The sequence below is a fragment of the Vibrio sp. 10N.286.49.C3 genome, from assembly GCF_041469545.1.
Classification (GTDB): Bacteria; Pseudomonadota; Gammaproteobacteria; order Enterobacterales; family Vibrionaceae; genus Vibrio; species Vibrio tasmaniensis_A.
In genome coordinates this window covers 1-20,286 of sequence record NZ_JBFRKT010000081.1, presented here as the reverse complement: position 1 = coordinate 20,286, position 20,286 = coordinate 1, and the positions used below count along the sequence as shown (strand labels likewise).

Annotated in this window: 24 protein-coding genes; 16 read left to right on the top strand and 8 right to left on the bottom strand. The window is 43.0% G+C overall.

What is annotated here, in order from left to right; all coding sequences use genetic code 11:
- Nucleotides 1–74 precede the first annotated feature (74 nt).
- The 13 genes from AB4180_RS22095 (at nucleotide 75) to AB4180_RS22035 (ending at nucleotide 7,073) form a co-directional block, all read left to right on the top strand.
- Nucleotides 75–422: an SH3 domain-containing protein gene (locus AB4180_RS22095; protein ID WP_102249971.1), complete on the top strand. Its 348-nt coding sequence runs from the start codon at nucleotides 75–77 to the stop codon at nucleotides 420–422.
- 152 nt (nucleotides 423–574) lie between these two features.
- A complete protein-coding gene (locus AB4180_RS22090; RefSeq protein ID WP_102249970.1) occupies nucleotides 575–913 on the top strand; it encodes a hypothetical protein in 339 nt (112 codons plus the stop codon).
- Nucleotides 914–1,062: 149 nt separating this feature from the next.
- The gene (locus tag AB4180_RS22085; RefSeq protein WP_102249969.1) at nucleotides 1,063–1,464 is read left to right on the top strand and encodes a hypothetical protein; all 402 of its coding nucleotides are present in this window, start codon (nucleotides 1,063–1,065) and stop codon (nucleotides 1,462–1,464) included.
- Nucleotides 1,465–1,597: 133 nt separating this feature from the next.
- Nucleotides 1,598–2,410: a class I SAM-dependent methyltransferase gene (locus tag AB4180_RS22080; protein WP_102249968.1), complete on the top strand. Its 813-nt coding sequence runs from the start codon at nucleotides 1,598–1,600 to the stop codon at nucleotides 2,408–2,410.
- A gap of 132 nt (nucleotides 2,411–2,542) precedes the next feature.
- Nucleotides 2,543–2,959 (top strand): GFA family protein, encoded by a 417-nt coding sequence (locus AB4180_RS22075; RefSeq protein WP_017083687.1) that lies wholly within the window; start codon nucleotides 2,543–2,545, stop codon nucleotides 2,957–2,959.
- A 120-nt stretch (nucleotides 2,960–3,079) separates the two neighbouring features.
- Entirely contained in the window at nucleotides 3,080–3,484 is a 405-nt protein-coding gene (locus tag AB4180_RS22070) for an NUDIX domain-containing protein (RefSeq protein WP_102249967.1), read from the top strand.
- A gap of 213 nt (nucleotides 3,485–3,697) precedes the next feature.
- On the top strand, nucleotides 3,698–3,895 hold the full coding sequence (locus AB4180_RS22065) for a hypothetical protein (RefSeq protein ID WP_102249980.1): 198 nt from the start codon (nucleotides 3,698–3,700) through the stop codon (nucleotides 3,893–3,895).
- On the top strand, nucleotides 3,892–4,437 hold the full coding sequence (locus tag AB4180_RS22060) for a GNAT family N-acetyltransferase (protein ID WP_102249966.1): 546 nt from the start codon (nucleotides 3,892–3,894) through the stop codon (nucleotides 4,435–4,437). Before AB4180_RS22065 ends, AB4180_RS22060 begins: the two co-directional genes overlap by 4 nt.
- A gap of 113 nt (nucleotides 4,438–4,550) precedes the next feature.
- On the top strand, nucleotides 4,551–5,042 hold the full coding sequence (locus AB4180_RS22055; RefSeq protein ID WP_102249965.1) for an ATP-binding protein: 492 nt from the start codon (nucleotides 4,551–4,553) through the stop codon (nucleotides 5,040–5,042).
- A 58-nt stretch (nucleotides 5,043–5,100) separates the two neighbouring features.
- A complete protein-coding gene (locus tag AB4180_RS22050) occupies nucleotides 5,101–5,505 on the top strand; it encodes a DUF1801 domain-containing protein (RefSeq protein WP_017087939.1) in 405 nt (134 codons plus the stop codon).
- A gap of 194 nt (nucleotides 5,506–5,699) precedes the next feature.
- Entirely contained in the window at nucleotides 5,700–5,981 is a 282-nt protein-coding gene (locus AB4180_RS22045; RefSeq protein WP_086049389.1) for a hypothetical protein, read from the top strand.
- Between the two features lie 90 nt (nucleotides 5,982–6,071).
- Entirely contained in the window at nucleotides 6,072–6,530 is a 459-nt protein-coding gene (locus AB4180_RS22040) for a GNAT family N-acetyltransferase (protein ID WP_102249964.1), read from the top strand.
- A gap of 93 nt (nucleotides 6,531–6,623) precedes the next feature.
- Nucleotides 6,624–7,073 (top strand): DUF3291 domain-containing protein, encoded by a 450-nt coding sequence (locus AB4180_RS22035; protein WP_102249963.1) that lies wholly within the window; start codon nucleotides 6,624–6,626, stop codon nucleotides 7,071–7,073.
- A 33-nt stretch (nucleotides 7,074–7,106) separates the two neighbouring features.
- Here the strand turns inward: AB4180_RS22035 and AB4180_RS22030 are convergent, their stop codons facing one another.
- Nucleotides 7,107–7,430 (bottom strand): hypothetical protein, encoded by a 324-nt coding sequence (locus AB4180_RS22030; RefSeq protein ID WP_102249962.1) that lies wholly within the window; start codon nucleotides 7,428–7,430, stop codon nucleotides 7,107–7,109.
- A 221-nt stretch (nucleotides 7,431–7,651) separates the two neighbouring features.
- Between AB4180_RS22030 and AB4180_RS22025 the strand changes: the two genes are divergently transcribed.
- Nucleotides 7,652–7,984 (top strand): YnfA family protein, encoded by a 333-nt coding sequence (locus AB4180_RS22025; protein WP_004733816.1) that lies wholly within the window; start codon nucleotides 7,652–7,654, stop codon nucleotides 7,982–7,984.
- Between the two features lie 34 nt (nucleotides 7,985–8,018).
- Nucleotides 8,019–8,234, top strand: a complete 216-nt coding sequence (locus AB4180_RS22020) for a DUF6434 domain-containing protein (protein ID WP_004733815.1) — start codon at nucleotides 8,019–8,021, stop codon at nucleotides 8,232–8,234.
- A gap of 117 nt (nucleotides 8,235–8,351) precedes the next feature.
- Here AB4180_RS22020 and AB4180_RS22015 read toward each other — a convergent pair whose 3' ends face one another.
- From AB4180_RS22015 to AB4180_RS22000, 4 genes are all read right to left on the bottom strand, one after another.
- Nucleotides 8,352–9,860, bottom strand: a complete 1,509-nt coding sequence (locus AB4180_RS22015) for an efflux transporter outer membrane subunit (protein ID WP_102249961.1) — start codon at nucleotides 9,858–9,860, stop codon at nucleotides 8,352–8,354.
- Between the two features lie 2 nt (nucleotides 9,861–9,862).
- Nucleotides 9,863–12,982 carry an efflux RND transporter permease subunit gene (locus AB4180_RS22010; RefSeq protein ID WP_198592263.1) on the bottom strand — a complete coding sequence of 1,040 codons (3,120 nt, stop codon included), beginning with the start codon at nucleotides 12,980–12,982 and terminating at the stop codon, nucleotides 9,863–9,865.
- Nucleotides 12,983–12,992: 10 nt separating this feature from the next.
- Nucleotides 12,993–14,126 carry an efflux RND transporter periplasmic adaptor subunit gene (locus AB4180_RS22005; protein ID WP_102249959.1) on the bottom strand — a complete coding sequence of 378 codons (1,134 nt, stop codon included), beginning with the start codon at nucleotides 14,124–14,126 and terminating at the stop codon, nucleotides 12,993–12,995.
- Between the two features lie 100 nt (nucleotides 14,127–14,226).
- The gene (locus AB4180_RS22000) at nucleotides 14,227–15,096 is read right to left on the bottom strand and encodes a LysR family transcriptional regulator (protein ID WP_102249958.1); all 870 of its coding nucleotides are present in this window, start codon (nucleotides 15,094–15,096) and stop codon (nucleotides 14,227–14,229) included.
- 233 nt (nucleotides 15,097–15,329) lie between these two features.
- Here AB4180_RS22000 and AB4180_RS21995 point away from each other — a divergent pair, with 233 nt between their 5' ends.
- The gene (locus AB4180_RS21995) at nucleotides 15,330–17,012 is read left to right on the top strand and encodes a methyl-accepting chemotaxis protein (RefSeq protein ID WP_102249957.1); all 1,683 of its coding nucleotides are present in this window, start codon (nucleotides 15,330–15,332) and stop codon (nucleotides 17,010–17,012) included.
- 147 nt (nucleotides 17,013–17,159) lie between these two features.
- Here the strand turns inward: AB4180_RS21995 and AB4180_RS21990 are convergent, their stop codons facing one another.
- The 3 genes from AB4180_RS21990 to AB4180_RS21980 are packed head-to-tail and all read right to left on the bottom strand — an operon-like array spanning nucleotide 17,160 to nucleotide 20,113.
- Complete coding sequence (locus AB4180_RS21990; protein WP_102249956.1) at nucleotides 17,160–17,819, bottom strand: sugar transferase; 660 nt, start codon at nucleotides 17,817–17,819, stop codon at nucleotides 17,160–17,162.
- A gap of 9 nt (nucleotides 17,820–17,828) precedes the next feature.
- Nucleotides 17,829–19,016, bottom strand: a complete 1,188-nt coding sequence (locus tag AB4180_RS21985) for a glycosyltransferase family 2 protein (protein ID WP_102249955.1) — start codon at nucleotides 19,014–19,016, stop codon at nucleotides 17,829–17,831.
- A complete protein-coding gene (locus tag AB4180_RS21980; protein ID WP_102249954.1) occupies nucleotides 19,013–20,113 on the bottom strand; it encodes a glycosyltransferase in 1,101 nt (366 codons plus the stop codon). The genes AB4180_RS21985 and AB4180_RS21980 overlap by 4 nt, the downstream gene beginning before the upstream one ends.
- Nucleotides 20,114–20,286: the final 173 nt, after the last annotated feature.

The window sequence follows — 20,286 nt, the reverse complement described above, 5'->3', positions numbered from 1 at the left end:
ATTCTCGCTTCGGTCCAATTTGGGCACACGTTCACTCACAGCTTAACGTTATGTAAATGGAGCAGAAATAAGCTATGGAATACAACGTCGTTAAAAATTATAAGGATGACCCAGAATTACCTATTCGAATCGTAAAAGGTGAAAAATTGCAGTTTGTAGAAGAATCCAACCCAGAAGGTGATTGGGAAAGTTGGATTTTTTGCCGAGGAGAAAATAAAGAAGGCTGGGTTCCAAAACACATATTAGCTGTAAATAACAGTGAAGTAACCGTACTTGAGGACTATTTTGCCAAGGAACACCGTTTGATAGTTGGTGACATTCTAGTAAAGGAACATGAATTAAACGGCTGGATCTGGAGTTATAAATTAGGTAATTCGGAAGAATTAGCTTGGGCTCCTTTAAATCATCTGTGCGCTGTATAAATTCATATCGAAAGTTGCTAAAGCAAGCAGCTAACACTTAGCATTTTCGTTTTGCGTTACGTTTGTGTTTAAGGTTGTCCACTCAAGATTCAGTATTTCCTTGATCACACCTTAGCTTTGCGTTTTGTAACAATGAGGAAAAGATAAATATAATGAACAAGTTAATGTCATTTGTAGTTACGTCAAACTTTCTATCTCTTGGTTTTGTTTATTTGTTCGAACGGTTGACAGGTTCTTTAGCAACCCAGTTCTTGAGTGACTACGCCTTTTACTCAATGCTCCTACTTATTGGGCTCGGCAGCATCTTCTCTTTTTCGGGGCACAAAGTAGGTTACAGCGATCCAAGTAATGTGGCGGGTGTAGCTGCAAGTAGTTTGATTGAAAATAACTCTTCTAAACATACTGTTGTAACTAAGCTTGAAAGTACCGGGTTAGGTGGTCGTTTTTTACTCGCTAGTTTATTCCCTTTAGCTTATTGCGTGATCGCATAGGTCAACTGACCACATATAAGAACTTTAAAAGTGATTCACAACGCTTGGCATCATCATTTCAGTAAGTTTAATGACGATTGCACTATGGTGTAAGTAAGGTGCTAGCGTTGTTCATACCTTAATTTGGCGTCATACGAATGGAGTAAATAATGTACAAGGAAACAGATTTTCAACTAAGCCAAAAAGAGTTTAGCTTCAAAAAAGATTCGTACCCTTTATCAAAAATTAATGATGTGAGAGTTAAAAAACTCGGTTTGCTCGACAATGTGGGGCAAATAATATTTTGGCTATTTGTCTTCTCTGGAGCAGTTTGGCTAGCAGTTCCAAGCCTTGAAAGTACCCCGCTTTGGCTTAAAGCCATAGTTGTTATCTTAACTTTTGTAGGCTTTGGATTTGGTCTACTTCATTGTTCAAAATATGCATTACAAATTGAGTTTCGTCATATTGACGATACAGGAGTTCAATGGGTAAATGTAGCTAAGTCTACCGCTGAATCTGACAATGGGTTATTTGAGCAACAAGCTGCGGCACTAAAGGTAACATTCGAATAATAAGTGCTTAAGTAGACTACCAACACTTGGTATTTTTAACACGGTTTAGCTTGAGTGATTTAGGTGGCAAGTTTGAGTGTATTTGTAACGTTGTCATTTACTTCATTTGGTGTGAACTGGATAGGAGTGAGTTGTGCAAGAAGAGTATATGGATTACTACGCGAAATTTGACGAAGAGAAGCGTCTACTTTCTCAAAACATAACGCGTATTGAATTTGATACAACAATTAATGTTTTGGGGTCTTATCTCGAATCAGCAGGTCGTTTGACGGAGCTTGGTGCGGCTACTGGTCGCTATTCACTTCATTATGTTCGACAAGGTATGGATGTGACAGCAGTGGAGTTAGTTCCAGAATTAGTCGAGCAACTTAAATATAATGCTGAGACCCAGAATTTAGATTTGGTTGTTCACGAAGCAAATGCAACTAACGTGAGTTTTATTGAAAACGGTACTCAAGACGTTGTTTTAATATTGGGGCCGCTTTATCACATACAATCGAAGTCAGGCCGAGAAGCAGTTTTAAAAGAGGCAAATCGAATATTGAAACCAAATGGTGTAGTTGCGATAGCGTATATCAGCCGTTTCTTTGTGGCGGGTTTGCTTGCCAAAATGTCCAGTAGCTTAGTTTCCCCTGATATTCTAAGTGAATTGAATGAAAGTGGCTTGGTCTCTTCTCCCGATGTAGATCCATTTTTTAGAACGGGATACTTTGCTAAGCCTTTAGAGATTGAAAGCTTGGTAATTGAATCTGGATTTAGTATCGAAAATCATATTGCAACCGATGGGTACGTTCGGTTTATTGGTCAGGAAGTTAATCAACTAAATGAGCAACAGTATCAATCATGGTTTAAGTATCATTTGTCGACATGCTCCGAGGTTTCATTGCTTGGTAGCAGTAATCATGGTTTAGTTATTGCAAAAAAATGCAGAGGAAAAAGCGCCTAGAACCGATTCTCAATGCTTGGCATTTTCACTGTGCATTGGTCTTAGTTATTAAGGTTCCTTTTAGCAGCTTAGTTATTGCGTTGCTCACCAATAGGGCAGCGTGTATGTTTCATCAATCTAGGAGCTCTTTCAATGTATTATTCTGAGGCTAATTGCCTTTGTGGTTCTGTCAAAGTCACAGCTAAAATCATCGATCCTAAGTTTACAGTTTGCCATTGTCAGTCATGTCGAACTTGGGGTGGTGCTCCGTTCTTTGCTTTGAAATGTGGTACTCAAGTGAAACTGGAAGGTGAAGATAAAGTAAAGATGTACAAATCTTCTTCTTGGGCTTCACGAGGTTTCTGCAGAAAATGTGGAACCCACTTATTTTTTAAATTCAAAGAAACAGGCGAGTACAATATGCCAGTGGGCTTGTTTCCAAATTTGGAAGGGTTGGAAATGGATATGCAATATTTTAGTGACATGCGACCTGGTTACTATTGCTTTTCCAATGAAACTAAGGAAATGACCACCGAAGAGATCATGGCCTACTTTGCAGACAAGGTATAACTATAGGCACAGCAACCAGTTTAAGGGAGACTCTAATGCTTACCAGTTTAGCTTACAGTATTGCAAGCGTTTGTAGCCCCCTCAACGTGAGTATTGTTTTCCAAAGGAAGATTCATATAAATGAAAAATGTAGTTCAACTTGTCTTTGTCTCTAGAAATCAGTTATTGCTCGCCTTCCGCCAAAATACTGAAGCGTTTGACCAGTATTGGGGCTTTCCTTCTGGACGCATAGAGGACGGTGAATCTCCTCTAGACGCAGCAGAACGCGAAGCTTTGGAGGAAACTTCGGTTAGCACTAATGAATTGAATTTAGCGGCTGAATTGGTTGACCCTAGTTTGCCGATTCGTCATTACTTTTACCTATGTTTTGATTGGGTTGGCAAAATAGAGAACGCAGAACCTAACTTGTGTCGAGAGTTGCGTTGGTTCAACCTCGACGAATTGCCAGAAAAGTGCACTCCAATAACTTACGTAGCAATGAAAAAAATTAAAAACGCGTTGCGTGACCATCAGCAACGAACTTAACGCTATAACCTCTTAGCGCTATAACCTAAGAGGGATATATGGGACTTAGATCATTTGAAAAGGAAGACTATGGCCTACTTATTTGTTGGATAGATTCAGATAAATTGAATTATCAATGGGGCGGCCCAAACCTAGAGTTTTCATTGGATTAAGTTCAAATTAGTTGGCACTGCTCATATCTATACACCAAATTTTTACGGCGGGGGAATGAACATGAAACAACGACTTTTCAAGAACTTGAAGCTGGCATTAGGGGTTGGCTTTGGTGTTGCCATTCATCAGTACTTTTTTCTTACAGATGGTGCGTTTGATTTCTATCGGCCAATGGTGGCGTTTGCTTTTACGTTTGTAGTTAGCAGTATTGGAACACTTCTAAAAGAAAGAATCATGCGCAAGAAGGAGATTACATGAGAATATCGGAAGCCGCTTTGTCAGATTTAGAATCCTTTTTCGAATACATAGGAGCACAGCTTCTTGAGAATGCGGATGATAACTCTCCACTTTTCCAACCGATCTCTAAAGATAGTTGTGTAGTTTCAGAACGATTTAAAGACAAGTTTCGAAATGGTTTTGAGGCAAGCCTTGGTGAACATGGTTGGAGAAAGCTCTGGGTAATCAAAGACTCTAATGAACGAGTGTTTGGTCATATCGACTTACGTCATTATAGTGAAGAGTACAAGTTTCATCGTGTGCTTCTGGGCATGGGTGTTGATTCAAGCCTAAGAAAGCAGGGGTTGGGTGTAGAACTGATTAAGTGCGTGACTGAGTTTTGTAACGAGAGCCCAAGTATCGATTGGTTAGATCTCAATGTTCTCACGAATAATCTTCCTGCAAAAAATTTGTATTTGAAATGTGGTTTCGAAGTGATTGGAGAAGTCCCAGATTGTTATCTTATAGAAGGACAGTCTGTGTCTGAAACAATGATGACACTATGCACGAGAAGTTCCGGGTAAGAACGCTTTTAAGAATGAATTATGACACTTGGCATCCTAAAGCTTATGTTAGTGCTTAAGCTTGGTGTCAGCGCTTTTACACGGCAACTCTACCTATAAGCAAAAGGGGCATCATGACTAAAATCTATTTCGTGTGTGGCTTTATTGGTTCGGGTAAGACAACTTACTCGAAAGCGCTTGCAGAAAAGCATGGCGCCTTTCGTTTCTCGATTGATGAGTGGATGATTCCTTTGTATGGCGAGCATATGGAGCGTGAAGTTTTTGATCGCCGGCTGGCTACGTTACAAGGTTTATTCAAGGAGTCTGCAATGCAGCTCTTTTCCTTGGGTGTTCCGGTGATTTTTGACTTTGGTTTTTGGCGTAAGTCTGATCGGGATTCTTTTACAAGCTGGGCATCAAACCTAGGTGTGGACAGCGAAGTTCACTACCTTGATGTTCCCTTTGAGACTTGCAAGCAGAGAGCATTTAATCGTAACTCGGAACTCAATGGTAAGTCTTATGAAATGACACCTGAAATGTTAGATCTGTTTTGGTCTTGGTTTGAGGTTCCCACTTCAAACGAAAATGGTACTTGGGTTCAACAGGAAGCTCAAAAAGGTATGTAGCCAAGCATAGTTTGAGTTAGCAGCCCCTTAATATCGTAACAAGTGGATCGGAGGTTCAATGGACAAAGCACTCAAAACACATTTCGACGAGTATCCTGATGATGTTCGAACTCGGCTTGAAGAGTTGCGTTCGTTAATCTTTGAGCTTTGCTCTGATTTGGAATTAGGTGAAGTCGAAGAGTCTCTGAAATGGGGCGAGCCGAGTTACAGCGTTAAGACGGGTAGCCCAATTCGAATCGACTGGAAATTGAAATCGCCAAACAACTATTTCTTGTTTTTTAACTGTCAAACAAAGCTAATCGACACATTCAGAGAATTGCACGATGGCAAACTGGCATTTCAAGGTAATCGGGCAATCGTCTTGAACCTAACTGAACCACTTCCCAAAGCACCAATCAAGCAGTGCTTAGAGTTAGCCTTAACTTATCAACAACGAAAACATCTACCGCTTCTTGGCGCGTAACTCTTACGCGCTGTCATTATATTTCTTAAACCGGTTATCTGTGTTCTAGCTATCACTCTTTAAAGCGCTAAGACTGTACCATCTTGATTAGTATCAAGAGGCTAGGGAAACTCGATAACCAACGCTGATTGTATTGCTTACCGTTTAAAAAGGTGTTCTAGTCACCTTGTATTTCAGTCTTAAAAGGAAGTTGTATGAATTTAGATAAAGCTAAAAAACGCATCGCAAAGCAGGTTAAAAAAGGCGACAACGGATACCCAAAAATCACGTTAGCGTATTACGGGGCGACCAAAGATCTCGCAACGGAAGTCGCAGTTCAATTTATGCTGGGTGAGAGCGATGGTGTCCAAGAAGAGCGTTTTTCTTGTGAAACCGAAATCCGAGATAATGAACTAATCCAAACGACGTTACTCAAGATAATCGAACGCGCTAATGTTAACTCAGTAATTGAAGTTGAAGGCGTGACGGTTCTTTAGTTTGCCTCGTATCTGTAAGTTTATGAGTGGCCGTCGTTGTCTCGGTAATGTGGTATTACATGGGTTAGTTGATTCAGGATATTTAAAGTAATGCACGTAAGAAAAGCAGATCTTCACGAGTTAGATACCATTTATACAATGGGCTTCGATGTTTGGGGTGATGGCTTGACGTTAGACGATTACGTAACAGGTTGTCGTAACAGTGAAAAGTACTTATCTGGCACTTGGTATGTGCTAATCGAGAAGGATAGAGTCGTGTCGTCTCTTATCGTTTACAGTGACATGTTTGGCCTTGCAAAAGGATGTTTCGGTATTGGCTCTGTGGCTACGCCTCAAGAATTACGACACCAAGGCTATGCGTCTGAATTGATCAACTTGGTAAAAACGGAGTTATTCACTCGTCATACTTGTAAGGCTTTATACCTACACAGCGACATTGAGCATCAATTTTATAATAGGCTTGGCTTTGTGGGCATAGTAGGCTCAGATTGTATGTATATTTCAAGCGACTCTTTTGAGTTTGATGGACGAATACCAGATTACTTCTAGTCGTGAGTATTTCGATTCGTTATAAAAGCGGGGGCTTAGAAGGTTAAGTGTATCCGAAGTGTTTTACTCATAATTTATCAAGGAAGAAACATTATGAAATTAGCTCAGTTAAATATCGCTCTGGCGAAATACCCGTTAGATGCGCCTGAAATCAAAGAGTTTGTCGATAACTTAGAGTTGGTTAATGGAATCGCAGAAAGCAGTGAAGGGTTTGTTTGGCGTCTGAAAGATGAATCTGGTGACGCCACCAATATCCAAGCTTTCGATGATCCTAATATGATTGTGAACATGTCGGTGTGGGATTCTGTGGATTCGTTAAAGAACTTCATGTTCCGCACACATCACCGTGATTTTATGCGTCGAAAGGGGGACTGGTTTCATCGTTTACCTGAAGATACTTATGTTCTTTGGTGGATTGAAGAAGAGCATATTCCCACACTCGAAGAAGCGATAGAGCGACTTGAACACCTCAGAGAAATCGGTGATACGCCGTATGCCTTCACTTTTAAAACCAACTTTACAGAGTCAGAAGCGCCAAAATAGCGTTTGTCCAACCAGCGTTATGTTCCATTGAAACTAAAATAGGGGCATCTGTGGTGTGTGGGAACTGTTGACGCTGGGTGGATCATCGACAGCTTGATAGTACTCAACCCAAACCTTATTGCTTCTAGGAAACTCTCGTTTCAAAACTTTCTTAACGTGTTTTCGAGTACTTGCTACATCACCAGTAAATGTATGGTTGTGATAACCCGTTTCAATGATCTGAAATTGTGTGTCACCAAGGCAATAAAGCAGAAAGCCACGGTCTCTTTTGTACGTTTTAAAGTGCACGGCTTCTTTAGGTTGTAAGTACTTAAGCTGCTTTTCGACTAACGTTAGTACTTGGGATATATGAATCATGTGTCGCTCACTCTTGTAGTGAATGACGAAAGTTTATCAAACAGATAAGCTCTGGAAATATCAATAAATACTGAACATGCGTTTAGTGAAGGCTTGGTTTGATTGGGCTTAAGTGGTGACGGAGTTAGGCGTTAACAGAGCTTAGGGATTAACAAAGCCAAGGTATTAGCAAAGCTTAAGTATTAAGAGTGTATTCTCATTTAAACAGATAAAGGTAAGTTGTGATTGAATTTAAAACGGTCGGTCTATTTGTACTTACGGCGGTCGCCGAGATTGTAGGGTGTTACCTACCTTATCTTTGGTTAAGAGAAGATAAGAGCATTTGGTTATTGATTCCTGCTGCGATAAGTCTCGCGTTGTTTGCTTGGTTATTGACGCTTCATCCTACCGCGACAGGGCGTGTTTATGCGGCCTATGGCGGTGTGTATATTTCTGTTGCCCTGATATGGCTGTGGCTTGTTGATGGCGAAAAGCCGACAACGTGGGATTTGGTTGGTGGCTCGGTGGCACTACTCGGTATGGCGATTATTATGTTTGGCCCTCGAAACGCATAATTCATGCATTGAGATGACAGGAAGAGATTAAACCATGAAAAAGGTTGATTGGCACAAGAATCAGATTGATGACAGTACTGTCATTACGGACAGCTACAAAACGACTCAGAACGTGCGTCGATATTTTAAGTCCAAGCTTGGTGAAGAGTTTAAATTTGACCGTGATTTTATGCAGTGGATGAACAATGCGACAGGATTGACTATGGGTGATGCCTTACAAGAGTGGGCGAAGCGTAACGATACAAAGTAATGGATTATCTTGTTGGTCAACTTATTAGCCAGTTAACGAGTTCATAAAAATACCGCCGTAATCAACGGCGGTATTTTTTATTATGCTTATTGCATCGTTCAGCTGAGAACAGAGAATCTAGTTAACGTGGGCTAATTCGACACTCTGCGTCTCGTTTGTTACTTTCCAATCGCCACCTAAGGCTTTATACACCGCAATTGTGGTGTTGGCGGTTTGAAGCTTGGCGGCCACTTGGCGATCTTGCATCGCTTTTTGTTGTCTTTGTGCGTCTAACACCGACAAGTAATCGACTAGACCTGCTTTGTATAGCGACTTAGCTTTGTTCACCGCGTTATCGACGGCGAGGGTGGCTTCATCGATGCGCTTTTGGTTCTCTTGGCTACGGCCATAGGCAAACAAGCTTGAATCGACTTCTGCAAAGGCGCTGTCTACCGAGTGTTGGTAGTTAAGCGCTGCAGAACGGAACCTTGCTTCGTTCATCTCCACCAAGGCTTCGCCTCGGCCACCATCGAACACATTCCAACTGATGCCAGCAGATGCCGCCCAACCGAATGAATCGCTACTGAATAGATCATCAAAACTTCCGGCTGTCACTCCTGGCGTACCCGTTAGGAAGAATTTTGGATAGCGATTGGCAATGCTTGCGCCGAGTTCTTCGTTAATGGCTGCCATTTCACGCTCTGCAATTCGGATGTCTGGGCGTTGTTCTAACAAGTCAGAAGGTAAGCCTGTAGGAATCACATCCTTCATTCTCGGTAACGTAAATTCACCCGCTAAACGTTGGTTCACGTTCGTAAGTGATTCGCCTAACAACACTGCCATACGTTGTTTGTGAACTTGCTCTGCGATTTCAAGTTGAGGAACAATGGATTCAGTCGCGGCAAGCATGGCTTTGGCTTGAGCAAGATCTAACTCCGAGCCGTAGCCACTGCGAACCACTTTGGTGACCAGTTCTAAAGTCTGCTTTTGGTCGGAAATGTTCTCTAGTGCGATCGCTTTTCGCTCTTGAGCACCACGATATTGCAGGTAGTTGTGAATGACATCGGCAGTGATCAAGGTGTTCAAACCGGATTGGAATATCTCGGCTTGTTCAACTCGAATCGTCGCCGCGTTGGATTGCTTATCGATACGTCCAAACAAGTCCATTTCCCATGCGATGCTTGCACCTAAGAACCCACCATCGTGTTGCGCTTCCAGCAGCGACATCCCCGTTGCTGATTCAACCGCATCAGAGGCGCCAAATACCTGGCCGAGTAAGGAGTCGTTTTCACTCAGTTGGTAGTTGTAATAACCACCGCCGACATTGATGGTCGGGACTTTGAATGATTCAACAACGCTTTTGTATGAGTTCGCCATGTTGATTCGCTCGGCGGCCAGTTTAAGTGGGATGTTCTGGCTTTGAACATCAGCCACTAACTGATTGAGCGTTGGATCATTGAACTGTGTCCACCAATGGTTGTGCTGTTCGTTTTGGCTCACGCCATCTTGGTTCACATCACCTTGGCTATATAAGAAGGTCTCAGCCATAGTCGTTTGCGGTTCATCGTAATCAGGGCCAGCCGCACAACCTGTCAGCAACAAGGCAAGAGCAATAGGAGCCACTTTAAACTTAGTTAATGGATACATGTTTATTGCTCCTTGCTGAATGAGATTGGAGTGCCGCTGTTTGTAGACTGAGGCGTTGCATCGAGTACAACTACAGCATCTTTAATGGCTTCAGCCACTGTCTTTTTTTCTTCAGTTCGATAGAAGAGCTTGTACAGCGCAGGCATTACAAACAGAGACAACACGGTTGCCGCAGCCAAGCCACCGATAATGGTCGCCGCCATCTGATCAAACAGCAGATCACTAAGCAACGGGATCATGCCAAGTGCTGTGGTGAGTGCACCCATCGAGATCGCCATAGTACGGTTCACGGTTGCTTCTTTAATTGCGTCTGACAGTGAGCGACCGTCTTTACGTTCAAGCTCGATCTGGTCCATCAACACGATGCCGTTCTTGATGATCATACCTGTCAAGGTTACCGCGCCAATCAGCGCCATGAAGCCGAACGGTTTATCCAACAGCAACAAGCTGAACGTTGCACCCGTCGCCGCAAGCGGTAGGGTGGTGAAGATGATCACTGGCTGTTTGAAGCCGTTAAACATCGCAACTAGGATGATCACCATCAACAACATCGCTTTAGGTAGCTGTTTAAGAATATCGCTGACCGCTTTATGCTCGTCGTAATATTCGCCACCCCATTCCAAGTGGTAACCGTGTGGAAGGTGAATGGATTCTATTTGTTCTTTAACTGAGTCTCTCACTGCTGCAGGTGTGGTGTAGCGACCAACGCCAGCTTGTGCTGTGATGGTTTTTACTCGGTCGCGACGCCAAATCATGGTCTCTTCGCTGCTAAGCTCAAACCCGTCAATGACTTGACCTAGTGGAACGCTGTGGATGCCCAATAAAGAACGTACCGGCAAAGTTTCTAGCGATTGAATCGAGCTTTCTGTACCACGCAGTTGAATCGTCACCAGTTCGTCGTTTAAGTTCATACGACCCAGCGGCATGCCTTCTGACGCGCGTTTCATCGCGAATGCAATATCTGCACGGTTAATGCCTGCAAGACGCATCTTGTCTTGGTTGATGACAGGTTCTAGCACTTTGCTCTTTTGACGCCAGTCGTCACGAACGTACTTGGTGTCTGGGTGTCGAGCAAAGATAGCTTTCGCTTGTTCAGATAAGCCGTGCAGTACCTCGATATCTGGGCCTGAAAAACGCGCTTCAACACTGAATTTATCCGAAGTCGCAAGCTTTAAGCTTCTAAAGCGAGGATCGGCGTTTGGAAACTCTTCCATTAACCATTTGTCGCCACGCGCAATCAGCGGGCTGAGTGAAGGGAAATCGGTCGCGTTAATCAAGATCTGACCGTAAGCAGAGTCAAACGGCTCTGGCTCAATGGTCACTGAGAAACGAGGAGCGCCAGCACCAACGTACGTTGAAATACTCTCGACTTCCGGCTGCTCTAACAACCATTGTTCGATACGCTTCATGTCTTCTGAGGTCTGTTCAACTTTGGCGCCATTGGGCAGCCAGTAATCTAAGAACAGAATGGGTCTGTCGGCTTGTGGAATAAAGTTAACGGCAATATTCGGGATAGCCAATGCAGTAACCAAGATCAGCGGAATAAGCCCCGTCAGTGCTTTGAGTGGATTATCTACCGTCCAGTTTACGCTCTTACGGTATAAGCTCACTTTGGTGTTGTCAGCTTGCTTAGTTGGCTTGATGAAGAACCAACACATCAAAGCTGTGAAGGTCATTGCGACAAACCATGACAACAACAATGAAGAGGCGATAATTAGGAATACTGAGCTTGCGAACTCAGCGGCATCGGTTTTTGAAAAGATAACAGGGCTCGCACCCATGATAGCAATGACTGTCGCGCCAAAGAGTGGTGTAGCGGTCTCTTTAACAGAATCAATTGCGGCTTTGGTTCGGTCGATGCCTTTGTTGATTTTCACAATCATCATATCGGTGATGACAATGGCGTTATCCACCAACATGCCGAGCGCAAGAATGAAGGTACCTAGCGAAACTCGGTGTAAATCGATTGACGCGATGTTCATGTAGATAAGCGTCAGCAAGATAGTCAGCAGTAAGCTTGAGCCGACAATGGTTGCGCTTTTTAGCCCCATGAATATAGACAGGACGATGAATACAATCGCGACACTCTCTAGCAAGTTACTCACGAAGTTGTCGATCGATTTCTGAACTTCTTCCGGCTGGTTAGCAACTGTCGCGATATCAACACCTAACGGCAGGGTTGCTTGAAAATCGCTGACGATTTGATTGATTTCATCACCAAGTGATACCACGTTTACGCCGGTGACTGGGCTCATCGCTAATGTGACTGCTGGTACGCCATTGTAGCGGTTCTCTGTCATCATTGGCTCTTGGTAGCCCATTGTGACGTCTGCAATATCGCCTAAGCGGATTAAGCTGGTTCCTAATTCACTCACGCCGCCTTTGATCATCAGGCTTTTGATGTCTTCTAATGAGCCAAACTCACTCGACTGTTGAACTCGGATTCGTTCAGTTCCTGCTGAAAACTTACCGGCATCAAACGCCATGTTTTGCGTATTCAGCTGCGACCAAACTTGTGTGATAGATAGGCCGTATTGCGCTAACCTTTCATCTGGGATGTCGATATGAACAACACGTGGTTGAACACCGTGTAATTCGATCTTCTTAATACCATCGACAGTTTTAATTCGACGTTGCAACTCTTCTGCGTAACGTCTTAGTTCAGCAGGAGATGCATCTTTACTGTGGATAGAGAAAAGCATGCCGTAGACTTCAGAGAACTCGTCTTGTACGACACTGATCTGTGCAGTCGAAGGCAATAACAGCTTCATGTCAGAGACTTTGCGACGCAACAAATCCCACTCTTGAGGAAGTGCCTTTGAATTAAGAGACTCTTTGAGATCGACAAACACCATCGACATGCCAGGGCGAGACAGTGAACGAAGTCGGTTTAATGATCCCATCTCTTGCAGTTTAGTTTCGACGGTATCAGTAACTTGCTGTTCCACTTCTTCCGCAGAAGCGCCAGGGTAGAGCGTTACAACGACGGCCGTTTTTATGGTGAAGCTTGGGTCTTCAAGTTTTCCAAGCTCAAAATAAGAAAACAGGCCTGCGATGACACTCAGTGCAGTGAAAAACAGGATGAAGGTGCGTTGTTTGATTGCAAAATCAGCTAGATTCATCATGGTTCACCTACAGGCTTTTAACTTGAATATTGGAGAAGTATTGTCCTTCCACCACGTATTGCGCGCCACTCACGACCACGAAGTCGCCATCGTTGAGCGTCGATTCAACACACACAGTATTTTCGGACATAGAAATCACATCCACAGTCACGCCATGAGCTTGTTCATTTTTAACCGTGAATACTTGCTCGATACCCGTTTGGTTGACTAACGCAGAATAGGGCAAACAGAAATTACTGCTCGCTTCTCCAAGTTGAGTCGTCAATGTGACCGCTTTTCCTGGTAATGCCGATTTGTCAGTGGAGTCGACATGGTAAGTAACCGCATAGGTCTGCTTGATTGGGTGAGGTGACGTCGAAATTTCAGCGGCATAACCAATTAGTTTAGTCTCTGAACCATACCAATCTATGACAGAACTTTGATTTGGTTTGAACTCATGAATCAAATTTTCAGGTACTTGAATTTTAACTTCAAGTTTATCTGGATTGTGGATTGTGAACACCGAGATGCCCGGCATTACTTGTTCGTACTGGTCAAAATTGGATGCCGCAACCACACCATCGAAAGGGGCGAGCAATTGGGTATAACGAATCGAATCTTTCGCACGGCGTATATTCTGTTCTACGACTTTAACCGCCGCTTCACTTCGCTCGTATCCGCTGATTGCACGGTCTAAGTTAACATCGGCAATCGCATTATCAGCGATGGCTTGTTTTACGCGTACAAGTTCGGATGTCGCCAATTTGTGTGCAGATTTAGCTTCAAGGGCTCGTGCTTGTAACTCTTCTAACGCGACTTGATAGTCATGAGGGTCTAACTGCGCAAGTGGTTGCCCTTTTTTTACTGAATCACCAACAGAGACCATCATATTTTGAATAGTGCCAGGCACACGAAACGCAACGCCAGCCGTTTCCGATGATTGTATCTTGCCAGTAAAAGACTTTTCAGCCGTATGTGAAAGAGGCTCAAGTTGAATCACTTGAATTGGTCGAGCTTGTTTTTGAGGCGCAGTCGCCTCAGAGTCATTACAGCCAAACAGGGCGGTTAAGCTTAGTGCAATGACTGTATATTTGAATATAGGTGTCTGTTGAAAGGTAGACGAACGTTGAAAAATAGATGAATGTTGAAAGATAGGCTTCATGGATTGCTCCTCTTGAATTTATGAAGCGATTCTATCTTTCTATTTCGTTAGGATAATCTAGCCTGCTCGTGAAACACTGTCACAATAATCATTACAATAGTTAGAGTTTTGGAAGTTCTTGTAATAGAAAATCAATCAAAAGCTGTGCTGAATGGCTTAACGCTTTACGCTGAGGGTAGAGCAACCATGCTTCTTCTTTTTGAAGATTGTCGTCGGGGAATAGGTTAATCAAGCTACCGTCTTTGAGCTGATGTCGCACCAAAAGTTCTGGTAACAACGCGATACCTCTATGTCGAATAACACCGCCTTTAACAAAGCCAATGCTGTCACTGACGACCGAAGGTTCTACTTTGATGGTGTGATCTTTGATGTCCCATTCTTTATCGATGTCCCCACTTGGCCACCTGAAGCAAACAAATGGGTAATTAGTGAGCTCTCTTAGGCTTGAAGGCTTGCCTTGTTTCTCAATAAATTCAGGGCTTGCGACAAAAATACGTTGAAGAACCATCACTTTACGGGCAACCACGTTTGCGTCGCTCAACGTACCACCATGCATAGCGAGGTCTAACCCTTGACGGTACATGTCGACAAAGCCGTTACTAATATCAAGCTCAACCTTAGGATACATATCTTGGAATTTAAACAGAGTCGACTGCATGATATCGCTGGTTTCTGGCAATAGACCGATCTTAATTTGTCCGTGTGCAATCTCCGACAGGTTGGAAGCGACATGGTTTGCTTTGTCGAGCGCACTCAATGCATTGAGTAGTTCTTTGTAATAGAGCTCGCCAGATTTGGTTAAGGAGAGGCTTCGTGTGGTTCTAAAGAACAGTTGAATGCCGAGAGACTTCTCAAGGTCGTTAATTCTACGGCTAACGTTAGCTCGCGGCAGGTCAAGAGCATTAGCGGCGGCAGTAAAACTACCCAGTTCGACAACGGTGGTGAACAACTTAAGATCTTCGATTTTCATAGGGTTGGTTTCGAATTTGGGTATTGGATGACAACAGTTATCGTATATCAAATAGTACATAAAATCGAAAAAACAACGAATAATTAATAACCTATTGGTGTGTATGAGACATATGTACTCAGGTGATTTAATGAAAAACGAAATCACCTCATCGATACAATCAATAAGTACGGCGTTTATTTAAAAGTATGCATGATGTAATATCTTCGCGAATATAATGTTTGAGACTACTTATGTATAATTTATCTATGAAAATGAAGATGCTTTTGTCTGCAATTGTACCAGCGATGTTGGTTGCGATTGTGACCCTAGTAATTGTTATTAACTCCCAACTATCGGCTCTTGAATATGAAATTCAAGATTACCAAACGGTCTTAACCGATGAACGTAAGAACAATATTGAAGATGCAGCTACTATCGCTCAATCTGTAGTTGAAGATGTAGTTCGACGTTTTGGTACAGATCAAGAAGCGCAAGAAGCGGTTAGATTCGCGTTAAAAGAAGCGCGTTTTTCTAATGGTAGCGGATACTTCTTTGTGTTCGACGAAAATGACCACTACATTGTTCACAGTCTAAAGCCTCAACTTGAAGGTAAAGATGGCGGCGGTTTAAAAGATCCGAATGGCATCAAAATCACGGTTCGCCTACATGAACAGGCGACAAGAGGTGGTGGTTTCATTGAATACATTTACGACAAGCCAGGATCGTCGGTCCCTCAACCAAAAATTGCTTACGCTGCTCCTATTTCTGGAACGGGTTGGTTCTTAGGAACGGGTCTGTATATTGATGACATTGCTAAGGCTACAGAGGTTTACCGTCAAGAAGCCAGTGAGCGTATGCAAACGCAAATTTCAACAATTGTCATTACTGCGCTTGCATTAGTAGCCCTAACTTGTCTGATCATGTCTTATGTTGCTTCACGCATGATTGCCCCAATCAAAGATATGCTTAATACCTTTATCGACATTGCGAATGGTGAAGGTGATCTTACCCATCGAATTAATGTGTCGGGTACAGATGAAATTGGACAATTAGGTAAAGCATTTAACCAGTTTGTCGGCAAGCTCCACAATATTATTACTGATGTTTCGAAAGCTACAAATAATGTTACGACGGCCACTGACCAAATAAGTAGCCAAACGGTTCACCTAAGTAATCAACTTCAAGAGCACAACCACGAGACAGAGCAGGTGGTGACAGCTGTTACTGAGATGAGTAGTACAGCAAACGAAGTGGCACAAAGTGCTCATCAAGTGGCTAGTGCAACGAATGAAGCTAACAATGACGCTCATAATGCTCAAAACCTTGTGCGAAAGTCGACACAATCTATTGGCTCTTTAGAACAGAATGTAGTGACCACAAGTCAACACATGAATTCACTCCACGACCAGTCTAAAAAGATAGATGGTGTGTTACAGGTTATTGGCGAGATTGCAGAACAAACTAACTTACTAGCACTAAACGCAGCAATCGAAGCCGCACGAGCAGGTGAGCAAGGTCGAGGCTTTGCTGTAGTAGCAGACGAAGTACGTAACCTTGCAAGTAGAACTCAAGGTAGTACGTTAGAGATTAAGACCATGCTTGATGAACTTCATAAGTTGGTTGAACAAGCAGTTTCTTCGATGGGTGAAAGTAGCAATACTTGTCAGGATGTTGTGACTTCATCAAATGATATTTCAGCGGGTTTAAATGATGTTAGCACCGCTGTCGCCTCAATCAATGCAATGACCGACCATATAGCAACTGCAGCAACAGAGCAAAGCTCAGTAACGGAAGAGATAAACCGTAACTTGGTGACTATACGTGACATTGTAAGTTCACTGCTGATATCGAGTGAAACATCAAGTACCGCTGTGGATGAACTTAAACAGGCTGGTGGGCAATTAAGCCAACTTGTTGGTCAATTTAAGCTTTAGATACTAAATAAGCATAAACACTTCAATATAAATTAAAAGTGGCGACCAATTGTTAAGCAATTTGGTCGCCACTTTCTATCAAGCGTTAAGAGTTACATATCCTTAAGTAGACTATAAAAAACATCCATCACCGCGAACACATCCCACCTATTGTCCACGTCCATCGACCATTACTATGATTGTTTTAGAAATGATGCTGAGATCAGCCACAATCCAAGATTTCATAGAGCACAGACTCAGTGCATAACTGTGGTCAAAGCCCACTTTACGACGTACATCATCAATACAGGTATCATAACCTTGATTTACTTGTGCTAGTCCCGTAATACCGGGCATTACGCCGTATGTGCGGTCAGCAAAGTAGGGGATTTCGTTCTCTAGTTTGGTGTAAAAAGTAGGGCGTTCAGGACGTGGGCCAATTAGAGACATCTCACCTTTCAATACATTGATCAGTTGTGGCAACTCATCAAGACGCGTCTTTCTTAAAAATCTGCCAACGGGTGTGATTCGTGGGTCATTCGCCGTAGCCCAAACGGCACCAGAACGCGTTTCTGCATCTTCGTACATACTACGGAATTTCATGATCTCAAAGATTTCCATTTTCTCCGGTGTCGATTTACCAACACGCAGTTGACGGTAGAAAATCGGGCCACGAGAAGTGAGTACAATAGCTATCGCAATCAATGGAAATACTGGCGCTAGCAAAATCAAAGCAATCAGTGAACTCACGAAATCGAAAGTACGTTTAGCACGAGAGATTTTGTATTGGTATAAGTTTTGGGTAGATAGCTGTTCAATGTTAATCATAATAAGTCCTTAATGATTCGCTCGTGTCCAAGGTGAGTTTTCTAGTCCGATTAGGTAACGAATGCCACCAATGAAGTTGGCATAGTGTCCAACTATCAAATAAGAGATTAACGAAATAGGTTTGTTTACGAGACGCTTTGGCAAGATGCAGCCAAGTACGCCAATGGTATAAACGGCAACTTGAGCCCATAACAGCGCTTCAAATACCAAGTAGTTGTTAAGTAAGATTGAGCACACCAAGCACACAATCATTAAATATGGAGTGAGTAGACGAAGTCCTTTTCCTGAGAAGAACGCAAACGCGATGCCTTTGAACTTCGGGCTGAACAAGCCAAACAATCGAATCGCTTGTTGCATGTTACCCGCTGAAATACGAAGTCTTCTTTTGAAATCTGTTTCTAAATTTGATTCTTCTAGTTCCAGTGCGACCATTTGTGTTTCGTATTCTGCGATGTAACCTTGTTTAACGATTCGCATCGGTAGGATGAAATCATCATTAATAGTGTTGAGTGGAAGCAGTTCGAACAGGTGTGTTCTAAACAAGTAGAAAGCGCCATGAGAACCTAAGCTCGAACCTAATGAAGCTTCTGACTCTTTAATGGTGGTTTGATACTGCCAATAGGTATTTTCACCTTCGTTACCTGTTGGGCAAAGCTGATACGTTGCGTTTACCACGCCAACCTTGTCACTTTCAAAATGAGCGGCGGCGATAAGCAAAGCGTCCAATGAAATTAAGGCAGAGACATCACTCATCGCTGTAATATCACTGGTTATACGTGTCACTTCTTCATTAACAACCGCGACTTTACCTCGGTTTACTTGATGGTCATGTATCTCAAAATAAACATCACTGCACATTGCTTCTTGGATGGTCATTTGAGCAATTGCGACTGTGTTATCGGTACAACCATCGCAAGCGATAATGACTTCCAACTTCTTTTTTGGGTAATCGAGTGAAGCAAGGTTACGAATCTTGTCTGCGATCCACTGTTCTTCGTTAAATGCAGGAATAAGAACGGTGATGGTCGGCAAGGTGCAATCTTGCTGCTCCTCTTTGTAGCAACGATGACTCTCTTCAACTTTGCGTGCGGGGTGACTTTTCGCATACCAACGCAGTAACAAAGGGTAGGCTGCGTGATGATAGACAATCAACGCACCTGAAAACAAACAAAGTCCCGCAAGTAACCAATCGATCATGCGTAAGCTCCTTCTGAGATATCGTTGTAAGACGAAACCATTTTGATGATATCGAAGTTGTCGAGAACGTAACGACGAGGTGACAAAAAGCGTTCATTTTGTTTTTCTAATAACGCACTGGCTAATCCGGCAATGCTGCCACTTTTGACGAGGGAACTGCTGATGGGACATAAGGTTTCGTCAACCGCACCGACATTCATCGCGACGGTTGGAATGTTACATGCTTGGGCTTCGAGTGTAGAAAGAGGAAGCCCTTCGTGGCGTGAAGGTAGGCAGAAGGTATCCAGCGCTCCGTAAAAGGTGGTCATGTCATCCACTAAGCCAAGAAAGATCACACGTTCGCTGAGATTCAAGCGGTCAGTGAGTTGTTCTAGCTGATTGCGTTTTGAACCATCACCAGCCAGTGCGACAACGGTGTTTGATGGCAGTAGAGCAAGTGCCTTAATCAGCTGGTCTTGACCTTTCACGTGCTCTAAACGCCCTGCACAACCAATGATGTATTTGTCGGTTGGTAGGTTGTGCTTTGCTCTCGCGTCTGCTTTTGACATCGGTTTAAACTTCTCACAATCTACGCCGTTTTTAATCGTGATGATGTTTTTGTATGAAAACGCACAACGTAACTGATTGTAAACGCGTGTTGCATCGGCCACTAACGTTGGTTGAGCTGCATTCAATGCAAGGGCTTGTAAGCGACGACGTTTGTTATTTTTCAAATGCCAAGCATCATGCTCGGTATGAATTCGAGTAGGAACCCCAGTTACACGGGCAGCGTAACCCGCGTAGAGCAGTGGGCCTATGTGATGCGTGTGAACAACATCAGGTCGAATACCGTTAAATGCTTTCATCAATTTGATGATGATACTGAGTTGTACGCCTGGTGCTTTGTCCAAAAAGACGATTTGATTTTGATACTGCTTTAATTTAGGCCAGTTGTTGATCGAGTCTTCTTTTGTCCCTTCTAAACTGACAATCAACACTTGGTCTGTTGGTTTAGTAAGGCGCAGCAAATCTAACGTTAGGGTTTCTAATCCGCCGGGAGCGAGGTGTTGAACAACGTGTATGATCTTTTTACCGTGCTTCGTTAAATGCGTATTCATAATTTGGACCCTGCCCTTATAATTCTTGTTTCGCCTTTCTGACATTTGTCTTGAAGTAACTTCTTTAAAACGTTTCGCTTCACAATGAGATTGCAGGAGTTGTGCCAATTAAATAACCTTTGCATTTCAACCGCTTACATCACCCCTCTATAGGGTAATGCCGATCAGTTAAA